The sequence below is a fragment of the Kistimonas asteriae genome (assembly GCF_018263925.1).
GTDB lineage: Bacteria > Pseudomonadota > Gammaproteobacteria > Pseudomonadales > Endozoicomonadaceae > Kistimonas > Kistimonas asteriae.
Window position 1 is genome coordinate 99,598 of record NZ_JAEVHF010000004.1, and the last position, 12,836, is coordinate 112,433.

Sequence of the window (12,836 nt, forward strand, 5' to 3'; positions counted from 1 at the left end):
GATTGTGTCACGGTTTCAGGCGTTGATAGCGGATGGTAAAACGGCTGACCCCGATGGACCTTGGAGGCGTGATCGTTACGCTCAGTCGGTCACCGTCGAGTTGCAGCTGGATGGCTTCGGTGCCTTTCAGATCCTGACGATCGAGAAGGTTTAGCAGTAACAGCAGGGTGAAATCTTCCATATAGGGATTGCGCCCCCGATGGAACATAAATCGTCCCTCTTCGCCGCTCCCCTCATCCAGGGATAAGCGTCCTTCTGCATGGTAGATACTTTCCCTGCCGACACCCTGGTTGGTGCTGTAGGCGGTGCCTTCGAGGATCACGTTGGCATCCGATATAGTCAGGGTTTCATCGACCTTTTCCGGAAAATTGTATTCCGCCGGAATGTCTTCGAAGAACGTGAGCACTTTCAGCGCCAGTTCCTGCTGGGTCGGTGTACTGCCTGTTCGCTTCCAGGAACCCTGAATCGCTTGCAGCCATTCTTCAGCCGTCATGGATCGTGATGAGGTTTTTACGGTTTGCGACTGACTGACCGGTTTGTCGGTAAAGTGAATGACTCCCTTACTGTCCTTCCAGCGATAGACTTCACTGTGGGCGAAAGGGCTGAGTAATACAGAAAGCAAAACCAACCATGACAGTTGTTGAACTGTCATGGTTGGTGTGCGGTGTATCTGGCTGAAAAGGATCATTACATCAACTCATGCTCTGATTTTCAGGTCCGGATATTAATTGCGGTGGATCAGGTAAGGATCCAGTGCCGCGCCACGGAATTGCTCCAGCTTTTCACTATGGTGCTTGGCAGGCTTGGTGCGATGCACTTCGACCTCGGCACGACGGTTCTGGGCACGTCCTTCGCGGGTGCTGTTACTGGCCACCGGAGAGCTTTCACCTTTGCCTTCCACCTTGATGGACCCAGACATCACGCCTTTGCTGACCAGATAGTCGCGCACGGCATTGGCCCGCTTGACGGAAAGACTCTGGTTGTAGGTAGAGGCGCCGATGTTGCAGGTGTGACCGGCGATCCGGATTTCTGTGTTTGGGCCAGCCATGTCTGCGACCTTGTCCAGGGCTTTCTTGTCATTGCTGCCCAGGCGGTAAGAGTCGAAGTTGAACATGATTTTGCTCTGGTCCGCCACCGTAGACTTAGCCATGTGATGGCTGGAGTCGTTGCTGTCAGACTTATCACTGTCACCCGCCATGGCACAGCCTGCACCACCCACCAATGCACCGGCGGCAAGACCGATACCGGCAGTCGCTGCACTCTGTGCTGCACCACCGAGGCCCCACAGCATACCGCCAGCCAGAGAGCAGGTTGACCAGTTAGCATTGCCATTCTGAGAGCTGGTCGTTGCACAACCAGAGGTGATAAGAACCAGGGCGAATAACCCAATCATTCTTAATTTACTTTGGATCATTGCAAACATCTCCTTCCTTGGATCAGTTACTTACTACGTTATCCAGTAACGAACCCGATCTGAGTGGCCCTGATGTTGGATACACGGGAGCCGAGGCTTAAAAGCGGGTTGTATCAACGAAGAGTATAGGGGACTGCAAAGGCCAGATTCGGGCTTGAGACCTGAAAATAAAGGAAATGTTGGTGATTTGACGCCCGCCAATGTGCTATGGCGGGCATACATGGGAGAGCGTCATATCCGGGACGCTGTCCGACTACCGGCTCTTTATTTCAATCGACATAGAGATCCTGAAACAGGTTGTCAGCCTGGGCCGGATCACAGGCGTAGTGGCTGAAGTCGGTGACGCCACGTTCCCGCAGAAGGTCTTCATCCAGCAGGGTCTGTCCGGTCACTGACAGGTCAGCGGTGGATAAAATCTCATAGCCGGCATCCGCCATAATGACGGGTTTGCGGCTTCGGCGCATGATGGCATCGCCACCGGTTTTTTCCACGGCGGCCGTTGCGATGGAGGTGCGGGGCCACAGGGCGTTGACGGCGATGCCATAGCGGCGGAATTCACCCGCCATCCCCAGTGTTAGCAGGCTCATACCGTATTTGGTGACGGTATAGGGAATATACGGCGTCAGCCACTTTTCTTTCAGGTTGATGGCGGGTGACAGGTTGAGGATATGGCCGTTTTCAGACTTTTTCAGCCAAGGCAGTGCGGCCTGTGAACAGAGAAATACCGCCCGGGTATTGATCTGGTGGATCAGGTCAAACTTCTTGAGGGGCGTATGCTCCAGAGAGGTCAGGCTAATGGCGCCAGCGTTATTGACGAGAGCATCAATGCCTCCGAAGCGGTTGGCAGCCTCCTGAACCATGCCATTCACCTGGGCCTCATCGCGAACATCCACCTGGATAGGCAGCGCCTGCCCCCCGGCTGCTTCCACTTCCTCGGCCACCGTATGAATCGTGCCGGGCAGGGAGGGATGGGGATCCGCCGATTTGGCGGCAATCACGATATTGGCGCCATCCTGGGCACAACGCAGCGCCAGTTCCCGGCCAATGCCACGGCTCGCGCCCGTGATGATGAGGGTCTTGTTCTTCATGGACATCCTGGTTGCTCCGTCAGGGTCATGTGGACAAGTCTGTTATTCAGACAGGTTGTTATTTCAGAATCAGTTTCAGGGCCATTTCTGTCAGGTCACTGATCGTCAGCGCACCACTTTCCTTATACCAGTACGTGGTCCAGTACAGGCTGCCGCTCAGGAAACGACGTAGAACAAAAGGCTCTATTCCCGGCTTCAGGTGCTCAGTGGCGCCGGTAAACTCCGTCAGCCAGAGCTGTTCATAGGCTTCCCGAATGTGCAGGAGCTTCTGCTGATTTTCCGGTGACAGAGACCGCCATTCGTAGACCAGCACCGCCAGTGCATGGCCGTTCTCGCCCTGAATGGATTCCAGTTCACAGCGAATCATGGCACGCAGGCGTGCAACCGGCGTGTCGATCGTGGCCAGTGCCGACTCCATGCGAACCAGCAGGCTGTTGACACTTTCTTCCATTACCGCGCCGAGGATATCGTCCTTGGTTTTAAAATGATGAAAGATGCTGCCGGAGAGGATGCCCACCGCATTAGCGATATCGCGGACGGTGGTGCGGTCATAGCCCTTGGTCCGAAACAGCTCGGCGGCAGCCTGCAGGAGTTTGCCACGGGCGCTGTCCGGGTCTGTCAGAGTGGTCGTACGTTGTTCCATTATCGATAGTCCATGGTCAGGCGGCCGTGTCTGGTTCAATCGTGGCCAGCAGTTGACGGCTGCGGACCTGCTCACCGGAGGTGACTTCAAGCGTGCTGAGGATACCGTCGCAATCAGCTTTCAGGGGGTGTTCCATTTTCATGGCTTCCAGCACCATAACCGTTTGGCCACGGTGGACGTTCTGTCCGGCTTCAACCAGAACATCAACAATCAGCCCGTCCATGCTGGCTTGGATGCGTCCATCGCCAGCCTGGTCGGAACTGCTGGCTGGCATCAGGGTACGGTCATGGATGGTGTAATCACCCGTTGCCGTTGAAAGGTACAGCGTGTCGGTTTGCTTGCTGCAGGTGACGGTTTCCGTGATGCCATCAATCTGGAGTGAGATTGTGTGATCATTGCTGTCCAGAAGTGCAATAGTGAAATGCTGACTATTGACCTCAACCCGATACTCTCCATCGTGTTGAGTGAGGGTAATGCGTGTTTCATTGTCATCACAGACCAGTGTACAGCATCGGCTGGACGCTTCAGTGCTGCGCCAGCCGCTCAGTGAATTCTCCCCGCTGTGATGAGGGTGCATGAGGACTGCAGCAATCGCCAGCAGCTGTGTTGAGGGCGACTGACTCCGCTCTGCCACCGCATCGCCATACTGTTCAAGAAATGCTGTGGTTGCCTCGCCACTGATAAAGGCCGGGTGGGACAAAATCGCCGCCAACCAGCTGCGGTTGCTCTTGATACCTGCCAGTACTGTATCTTCAACAGCGCACACCAGACGACGACGTGCTTCTTCCCGGTCTTTCCCCCAGGCGATGATCTTGGCGAGCATCGGGTCATAGTGCGGTGTTACGGAGCCTCCCGTCGCTATACCCGCATCGGTACGGATACCCGGCGCACCGACGGGTTGCCAACTGTGGATAACGCCTGCCTGAGGCATGAATTGATTGGCAGGATCTTCTGCATACAGTCGAACTTCAATGGCATGGCCATTCAGGGCAATCTCGTCTTGCTGTAGAGGCAGTGGCTTGCCAGCGGCAATATCCAACTGCCAGGCGACCAGGTCGGTATCGGTAATCAACTCAGTGACAGGGTGCTCTACCTGCAGTCGGGTATTCATTTCGAGGAAATAAAAATAGCCATTCTGATCCAGCAGGAACTCTACCGTGCCGGCGCCGACATAGTTGCAGGTTCTGGCCGCCTGAACCGCCGCTTCGCCCATACGCTGTCTCAGGGTTGAATCAACGGCCGGCGAGGGGGCTTCTTCGACGACTTTCTGGTGTCGGCGCTGAATGGAGCAATCCCGCTCCCCGAGGTAGACCGTATTGCCCTGCTGGTCTGCAAAGACCTGAATTTCCACATGACGAGGCTGCAATATCGCTTTTTCCAGAATCAGCTGGCCGTTGCCAAAGGCGTTTTCCGCTTCACTGCGGGCGCGTTCCAGGGATTCCAGCAAGGTGCTGTCGTCATGCACCAGACGCATACCGCGGCCACCTCCACCGGCAGATGCTTTTATCATTAGGGGAAAGCCAATCGCCAGGGCCGCTTTCTGAAGGCTGTCATTGTCCTGCTCATCGCCTTCATAGCCCGGAATGCAGGGAACCGCTGCCGCCTGCATGGCGATTTTTGACTGGCGCTTACAGCCCATCAGTTCAATGGCGTCGGGGCGTGGACCGATAAAGACCAGGCCTGCCTCGATACAGGCGCGGGCAAAATCCGCATTCTCTGACAGGAAACCGTAGCCAGGGTGTATGGCGTCTGCATTGGTGCGTCTGGCGGCCTCCAGAATGTTGTCAGTACGGAGGTAGGACTCCCCGACGGCGGCCTGACCAATACAGACGGCCTGGTCAGCCATAGTGACATGTGGCGCATGGCTGTCAGCTTCGCTATAGACGGCTACCGTTCGATAACCAAGGGCTTTGGCAGTACGCATGATACGCACCGCGATCTCTCCCCGGTTGGCGACCAGTAGTTTAGTGAACACGGTCATGCTTCACTCTCCTGTTCAGCCGCCCACGCGGGTTTGCGTTTTTGCATAAACGCCGTCGTGCCCTCAACACCTTCCTCGCCTTGAATTGCATCAGAAAAGGCGCTGGCGGCATCATCCAGTAACAGGCCAAGGTCAGTCTTGCCAACCGCCAGCATTAACCGTTTGGTGACGGCGTTGGCGCCTGGGGCGCATCGCTTGATGCGTGACAGAGTCTTTGCAAGTGCTTCCTCAAGCGCTTCGGTGGAACGGTATACGCTATGGGCAATACCAAGTATTGTTGCTTCGTCACCACTCAATGATTCACCCAACAGGGCCAGTCGTCGTGCCTGGGTCAGGCCGATACGTTTGACGACGAAGGGTGCAATCTGTGCGGGCGGAATGCCCAGTGACGTCTCTGGTAAAGCAAAACGGGCCTCGCTATGTGCCAGGGCGACATCGGAGATGCAGGCCAAGCCAAAACCCCCCCCCATGACAGTGCCTTCCAATACGCAGACGATCACCTGTGGGGCTTGCTCGGCCATTTCCAGCAACTGGCCAAAGCACCGATTCAGCGCGTAAAAAGGATCATTGTCGTCTTTGCCAAGGCGAGCGCGGGCATTGGCCATATCCCGGATATCACCACCAGCGCAGAAATGGCCTCCGCTGCCTCGGAGTACGATGGCTCGCAGGGAGTTATCCGTACTGGCAGCCTCCAGTACGGACATCAATTCCTGCACCATGGCAAGACTGAGAGCATTACGGACTTCAGGGCGGTTGAAGGTTACGAACAGCGCGTGGTCACGCTGTTCCAGCTGCAGGGTTTCACAGACTGGTAACGTCATGGCCATTCTCCTCTCAACCTTTCTTTTTGCCTGGAAGGGTACCCATGAGTTTGCTGATAATGCCCAGCATAATCTCATCGGCCCCACCACCAATGGCCGTCAGGCGCATATCCCGGTAGGCACGGTTGATCTGGCTTTCGAACATGTAGCCCATGCCACCCCAGAACTGGAGGCAGCCGTCGGGTATTTCCCGGCACAGGCGCCCGGCCTTGAGTTTTGCCATGCTGGCCAGCTGGGTGACGTCTTTGCCGTTGATATAAGTTTCTGTCGCCTGGTAGACCAGCGCACGCAGGGATTCGACTTCGGTCTGCATCTCGGCAAGACGGAAATGGATATACTGGTTGTCGATCAGGGGCTGGCCAAACGTACGACGCTCACGGCAATACTCAATGGTATCGTTGATGCACATCTCCAGCCCCTTGATGGCCATGGAGGCGCCGAACAATCGCTCTTCCTGGAACTGCAACATCTGCATCATAAAGCCCATGCCCTCGGCACCGATCCGGTAACGCTGGGGAACGCGGACATCATCGAAAAAGATCTGGGCAGTATCGGAGCTGCGCATGCCCAGCTTGTTAAGCTTGTCGGAAAAGGTAATGCCGGGGGTGTTGGTCGGAACGATGATCAGGGATTTATTCTTGTGAACTTTGTCGTCTGACGTGTTGGCCAGCAGACAGATGTAGTCTGCCTGTGTGGCGTTGGTGATCCACATCTTGGTGCCATTGATGACATAGTCGTCACCGTCCTTGCGTGCCCAGGTTTTAAGACCGGCCACATCCGATCCGGCACCGGGCTCACTCACGGCAATACAGGCCACCTGTTCACCGCGGATGGCGGGGGCAAGAAACTCTTCTTTCAGGTCATCCGTCGCAAAGCGGGCCAGCGCCGGTGTCGCCATGTCTGTCTGGACACCAATGGCCAGCGCTACGCCGCCGGCACGGCTCAGGCCGAGCTCTTCGGCAAAGACCATCTGGTAGCTGTAGTCCAGCCCCATACCACCCCAGGCTTCCGGTTTAGCAATGCCGAGCAGGCCGAGTTTACCCAGCTTGCTGAACAGTTCATGGGCCGGAAAGATGCCTTCTTTTTCCCAGGTTTCCGCGTTGGGGTTGATCTCGTTGTCCACAAACGCTTTGACTGTGCGTCGAAGTTCTTCATGTTCCGCGGTAAATTTCATCGTCCTGTCCTGCCTTGATGTTGTTCTTGTTGACCTGGCTGCCTGGCTTAAAAGCGGCTGATGCCGAAGCTGTTGCTATTGAGTGCCCGCTGGCGGCTTTCACGGCAGATGTCCAGCACGTAGGCCAACACCTTGCGGGTATCCCGCGGATCAATCAGTCCGTCGTCCCACAGGCGCGCCGTGCAGGCCAATGCCGTGGAACCCTGGGCTAGCTGTTCTGCTGTTTTGTTTTCCATCATGTCCAGCATGGCGGGATCCGTGGGGTGTCCACTGCGCGCCATTTTCGCTTCCATGATAATGCGCAGTACTTTGCCGGCCTGTTGTGCACCCATAACAGCAGTGGCGCTATTGGGCCAGGCGAAAATGAAGTCGGGCTCGAAGCCCCGGCCGCACATGGCATAGTTACCAGCACCATAGGAACCACCGATGACCAGACTGATTTTAGGCACTCGCGCATTGGCGACGGCCTGGATCATCTTGGCGCCATGTTTGATGATGCCGTTATGTTCAACCTCGGTTCCCACCATGAATCCCGTGGTATTGTGGAGAAACAGAATCGGTATGCCGGCCTGGTCGCATAACTGGATGAACTGGGCGGCTTTGGTCGCACCCGCCGGCGTAATTGGGCCATTGTTGCCTATCAGTCCGCAGGTGTGCCCTTCAATCGTGAGATGGCCACACACGGTTTGCTGGTCATATTCATGTTTGAAGGCGAGGAACTCTGAGCTGTCACCCAGCCGTGCAATAACCTCTGCCACATCATAGGGCGTTTTGGGGTCGGCCGGGATGATGCCCATCAGTTCCTCAACGGGATATCTCGGTGGTTTGACTGAGCGCCCGGTCTCGGACTGCGCAGGGGCGTTCCACGGCAACAGGGTCATAATCTCACGGGCAATGCGGATTGCGTCCTGGTCATTTTCTGCCAAGTACTCACCGGTTCCGGCAGACTGGGTGTGCATTTCTGCACCACCCAGCTCTTCATCCGTAGCAACTTCTCCGGTTGCCGCTTTGAGCAGTGGGGGACCGGCCAGGTACATGGTGGCCTGCTTTCGTACCATCACCACATAGTCAGACAGTGCAGGTTGATAAGCACCACCGGCGGTGGCGCTGCCATGAACGACAGTGACCTGAGGAATACCAGCGGCGGACATCTGTGCCTGGTTATAGAAGCCTCTGCCGCCAGGGGCAAAAGTTTCTGTCGCATGATTCAGGTCAGCACCGCCGCTCTGGGCCAGGGTAACGGTCGGGAGTTTCTGTTGAAGGGCTATCTGTTGCAGGCGCAGGCGTTTCTCCAGGCCGATGGGCGTGATAGTGCCACCTTTGACCGCAAAGTTATCCACCACCACCATGCAGCGGACACCGGAGACATACCCGATGCCCGCGATACAGCCTCCACCAGCACTGCTGCCGTCGCGGTCGCCATACATTTTATAGCCAGCCAGTGTCGACAGTTCCAGGAATGGACTTTCGGGATCCAGTAACAGGTTCAGTCTTTCCCTGGGGAGCAGCTGGCCCCGCTGTTCATATTTTTCTTTTTTTTTCAGAGCCTTTTGGTTGGGCAGGGCTTCCAGGGCGCGGAAGGCATTGACATGGGTTTCCATCGTTTCCCGGTTGTTATGAAAAGCCTGGGAGGATGGCTGCAGGGTGGATTCGATAGCCGGCATTAGTCGTCCTCGCTGGTGGTCAGTACATCCGGTGTTTCAGCGCGATGAAAACCATTGAAAGGGGTGTTGTTTCTCGCATGGGCCTGCATCGGCCAGAGGCTCGTACCCAGCGGGGCGCCGCCATCCACGCGAATCGTTTCGCCATTGATAAATGCGCCGGCATCACTGAGCAGGAAGCAGATGGCGGCACTGATTTCAGATTCCGTGGCCAGCCGCTTGAGCGGTACACTGTCTTTCAGTTTCGGGATAATGGCCTTGACCGGACCTTCATAGGTATCGAGCCCGCTGGAGGCAACCCAGCCCGGGGCGACAGCATTTACCCGTACGCCATTGGGCCCCCATTCGAAGGCGGCGGTTTTCGTCAGGTTCACCATGCCAGCGCGGGCTGCGCCGGAGTGTCCCATGCCGGGCATGCCGTTCCAGTTATCGGCAGTAATATTGACGATGGCGCCCCCGGTCTTTTTCATGCTCTGGTTATAGACTTCCCGGGCCATGAGAAAGCCTCCGGTCAGGTTGGTGCTGACAACAGCGTCAAAGCCTTTCTGGCTGATGGATTCTAAGGGGGAGGGGTACTGGCCACCGGCGTTGTTGACCAGCCCATGTATTGTTCCGCAGCACGATAGAATCGCTTTTACCGTGTCCTTGACGTTAGTTTCATTCCGGATATCCAGCGAATATGTGAAAGCCTGTCCGCGGTCTTCTGTGATTTCCTGGCAGACGTGTTCGAGTTTTTCAGGCTTTCTGCCAATCAGGATCACCCTGGCGCCAAGGGCGGCGATTTCGTGTGCAGTACAGCGGCCAATGCCACTGCCGCCACCGGTGACAATGATGGTGCGGTCAGCAAAGAGGTTATCCCTGAAAACAGACTGGTAAGACATGTTGTACTCCCTGTTTACGCTGTCGCTTGACGATGGATGTCCCGGGCCAGCTCTTCAGGCACCGGAACCGGAAAATCCAGCAGCTGTTGAGCGAATGCCTTGCCCTGTGGATCCATTCGCAGACTGGCAACGCCGCCGCCACCGAGGCTGTTTTCCAGGAGGAAGTTCAGTGCATGAATGCCTGGCAGGTCCCAGCGCGTGACTTTTCCCTGTTCGGGATCCAGAACATGTTGCATCCAGTCAGCAACCGTAGCTTCTGTTAAGGCTGTCTGAATATACGGCAGGTATTCTGGCTGACGCGCAATTACACCGATGTTGGCATGATTGCCTTTGTCGCCAGAGCGGGCCAGAGCCAGTTTGATCAGGGGGACCGTGGTGTTGCAGGTAGGGAGTTCTGCTGTCGTGTTTGTAACGCTGGCCTGGCTCGGGTTGTCCCTGTGTTCCGTATTAATAGTGACGGGTTGTGTTGTTTCTCCTGTGGTGACCGTAACGGCGACTTTTTCTTTATCCAGCAAGAACGAATACAGGCGTATAACAGGCCACACGCTGGGTCTTCCTCCCAGCACACCGGTAATACCTGGGGCCATCGCAGTGGCCGCCTGGGCTATTTCACGGGAGAAGAGCTTCAGGGCATTTTGATTGGCATGGCTGACGGAAATCTTGACTACGACTTCCCGGGTGGGCTGCTGCCGGCCTTGTTTGCCGTATGTGCTTTCTGTGCCCAGCAGTTCGATACATGTATCTTCATAACGGCCAAGTCCGCGGGTTTCAAAGAGGTGTGCGGTTTTCGTCAGAATAGCCTCTGCAACCCGCTGCCCCTTTTGTGCTGCATCAATACCTGCCAGTAAAAAGGCAACGGTGCATTTGTAGCCTGCCATATAGGTGGCAGAAACCTTGTATTGACCGGTAGGTGGCAGACCTGTTGCACCGGTGACGCGTACTTTGTCGCTTTCAATCTGTTCCAGCTGAACCTGGCTGAAGTCACAAATAACATCCGGTAACAGGTATGCAGTGGGATTGCCTATCTCATAGACAAGTTGTTCTGCGACAGTCTGACACGTCACCGTACCGCCGGTATTCTCGGGCTTTGTGACAAAGAATGAACCATCCGCGTGGCATTCAACGACAGGAAAACCCATGTTGGCGTAGTCTGTCTCAACGCTTTCCCAGTCAGTAAAATTGCCCCCGGTGCATTGCGCGCCACATTCAATAATATGGCCAGCAAGGCTTGCCTGAGCCAGATGATCATAGTCGTTTGTCGACCATTGGAATTCATAGGCCAGTGGTGCGGTCACCAGTGCACTGTCGGCAATGCGTCCGGTAATAATAATGTCTGCACCAGCCTCAAGCGCTGCGATGATACCGGGAGCGCCAAGATAGGCATTCATGGTCACCAGCCGCTCCGGCATCTCAGCGCCAGTATCCATCTCGGTGATGCCGCTTTTCTTAAGTTTACCCAGTTGTGGCATCTGGTTATCACCCTCGACAAGGGCAATCGTCAGATCCAGTCCGGCCTCATCAATCAATGCCTGCAGGGCATCGCGACAGGCCGTCGGATTAACGCCACCGGCATTACTGATAACACGGATGCCTTTGGCGGCAATATCGGACAGTAGTGGTTTCATGACATGGCTGACAAAATCAAGCGCATAGCCGGCATCCGGTTTTTTCATTCGCGCCCCGGCCATGATCGACAGGGTCACTTCCGCGAGGTAGTCGAAAACCAGATAATCCAGGCGAGTGTTTTGCACGAGCTGGGCAGCTGCCGTTTCGGTATCGCCCCAGAAGGCGCTGGCGCAACCGATACGAACTGTTTTGTTGTTATTTTCACGTGTCACAGTTCAAACCTCTCAGGGTGGATTGGCGAACCATACCAAGCAAGCGCTTGGTGTGCAATGCAGGGCAAGAAAATTTCGTGTGCTATGCCCTCATAAGGGCGTAGGCGTCATTGTTGCTACTCGCAAGCTTGCGTGGGGGCAGGAGTATGTTATGGGAATGAGGGCAGGCTGTAGGCGGCAGCCTGCCATAAAATTTCAGGCGCTCAGATTGGGAAGATCAAACTGTCGTTCATTATCGGTCTTGGTCTGCAGGCGGGTTTTGCGAAAATCTGTCGGTGACTGGTCAAATGCCTTTTGAAAACTTCGGCTGAAGTGGCTGTGACTATTGAAGCCGAGTCGATAGGCAATTTCGGAAACCGATAAATGGCTGAGATTGCTTTGCAATAATAACTTGCGTGCTTTTTTCAGGCGCCTGGTGAGCACTTCCTGCCTGAAACTGGTATGAGCACGGGAAAGTAATTTGAACAGGTAGGCCTTTGAAATGCCAACAGCGCTGGCGATGCGGTCAGGTGTAATGTCCGGGTCATGCAGTTGGTTGTCAATTTCGTGATAGATGGATTTCAGTCTTAATTGTTCAGCGGTAGGGCGCACTTTTTCAGTGCTTTTGGCCGAAACGCCCAGCGTTAATCCGATTAAATGCGTCAGGTGTCCAGGAAGGTTGTCCAGGACGTTGGCGCAATCAATTGTTTCTAGGGTTTCCAGTAATGTCTGACAGTGGTTTTTCAGTAAAAGCCCCATGCCCTGGTTGGCATCGAGAAGGATGGGGCTGTCTTTGGGGAGGGAGTCTGACAGGCCAGCGACCAGCACCCTTGGGATAGTCAGGTTCAATGTGAGATGAGGTTCAAAAAAATCGGCTGACAGTGGTTTGTTCAGATCAAGGACCAGACCCTGTCCCTGGCTGAGTCGAAAGCGGTTGTCGCCTTGAATAATGCCAAGACTGTTATAGAGAGGGAAAATTAACGCCAGCTCATCATTGGTGCTTTGGGCTATTTCTGCGGCGTTTTTATGGAGTAGGTGCTCCGTCACTTTAGCCGTGCTTAAGCGTATATCGCCGAGTTTTGCCAGGTTGAGCTGGCCTTGAAATATACCCTCGGAAGAGGGGGTAATAGAGAACGGCTGCAGTTTATTAAGAAGAGCTTCCCAGACTTCTATAGGGTCTTCACTGGGGAAATCGCTGGTACTGTGTGACGAGTACATCAGGCTGCTCCAGTTGAGGCCGGTACAGCTGATGGCGTGTTGATTTACCTCCAGTATACTCAGGGACAAAATCTAGTCCAGTTATAGGCAAGCATTTCATCCGGAAAACGATGTAAATTTGACTCGGAGTTGAAAAAC

General features: G+C 55.1%; 11 protein-coding genes. All 11 read right to left on the reverse strand.

The window, feature by feature from the left end:
• Window positions 1-7: 7 nt before the first annotated feature.
• The 11 genes from KHS78_RS06310 to KHS78_RS06360 all read right to left on the reverse strand — a co-directional run bounded on the left by KHS78_RS06310 (window position 8) and on the right by KHS78_RS06360 (window position 12,698).
• The gene (locus KHS78_RS06310) at window positions 8-652 is read right to left on the reverse strand and encodes a DUF4124 domain-containing protein (RefSeq protein WP_211826294.1); all 645 of its coding nucleotides are present in this window, start codon (window positions 650-652) and stop codon (window positions 8-10) included.
• A gap of 72 nt (window positions 653-724) precedes the next feature.
• The gene (locus tag KHS78_RS06315) at window positions 725-1,414 is read right to left on the reverse strand and encodes an OmpA family protein (protein ID WP_211826296.1); all 690 of its coding nucleotides are present in this window, start codon (window positions 1,412-1,414) and stop codon (window positions 725-727) included.
• Window positions 1,415-1,683: 269 nt separating this feature from the next.
• A complete protein-coding gene (locus KHS78_RS06320) occupies window positions 1,684-2,502 on the reverse strand; it encodes an SDR family oxidoreductase (RefSeq protein ID WP_343216883.1) in 819 nt (272 codons plus the stop codon).
• Between the two features lie 58 nt (window positions 2,503-2,560).
• Window positions 2,561-3,145: a TetR/AcrR family transcriptional regulator gene (locus KHS78_RS06325; RefSeq protein WP_211826300.1), complete on the reverse strand. Its 585-nt coding sequence runs from the start codon at window positions 3,143-3,145 to the stop codon at window positions 2,561-2,563.
• 16 nt (window positions 3,146-3,161) lie between these two features.
• On the reverse strand, window positions 3,162-5,126 hold the full coding sequence (locus KHS78_RS06330) for an acetyl-CoA carboxylase biotin carboxylase subunit (RefSeq protein ID WP_211826302.1): 1,965 nt from the start codon (window positions 5,124-5,126) through the stop codon (window positions 3,162-3,164).
• Window positions 5,123-5,947 (reverse strand): enoyl-CoA hydratase/isomerase family protein, encoded by an 825-nt coding sequence (locus KHS78_RS06335; protein WP_211826303.1) that lies wholly within the window; start codon window positions 5,945-5,947, stop codon window positions 5,123-5,125. Before KHS78_RS06335 ends, KHS78_RS06330 begins: the two co-directional genes overlap by 4 nt.
• Window positions 5,948-5,960: 13 nt before the next feature.
• Entirely contained in the window at window positions 5,961-7,121 is a 1,161-nt protein-coding gene (locus KHS78_RS06340; RefSeq protein WP_211826305.1) for an acyl-CoA dehydrogenase family protein, read from the reverse strand.
• Between the two features lie 47 nt (window positions 7,122-7,168).
• Entirely contained in the window at window positions 7,169-8,785 is a 1,617-nt protein-coding gene (locus KHS78_RS06345) for an acyl-CoA carboxylase subunit beta (protein ID WP_211826307.1), read from the reverse strand.
• Complete coding sequence (locus KHS78_RS06350) at window positions 8,785-9,663, reverse strand: SDR family oxidoreductase (protein WP_211826308.1); 879 nt, start codon at window positions 9,661-9,663, stop codon at window positions 8,785-8,787. The genes KHS78_RS06345 and KHS78_RS06350 overlap by 1 nt, the downstream gene beginning before the upstream one ends.
• Window positions 9,664-9,677: 14 nt before the next feature.
• Entirely contained in the window at window positions 9,678-11,501 is a 1,824-nt protein-coding gene (locus KHS78_RS06355) for an acyclic terpene utilization AtuA family protein (protein ID WP_211826310.1), read from the reverse strand.
• Window positions 11,502-11,696: 195 nt separating this feature from the next.
• Window positions 11,697-12,698 (reverse strand): helix-turn-helix domain-containing protein, encoded by a 1,002-nt coding sequence (locus KHS78_RS06360; RefSeq protein WP_211826312.1) that lies wholly within the window; start codon window positions 12,696-12,698, stop codon window positions 11,697-11,699.
• Window positions 12,699-12,836: the final 138 nt, after the last annotated feature.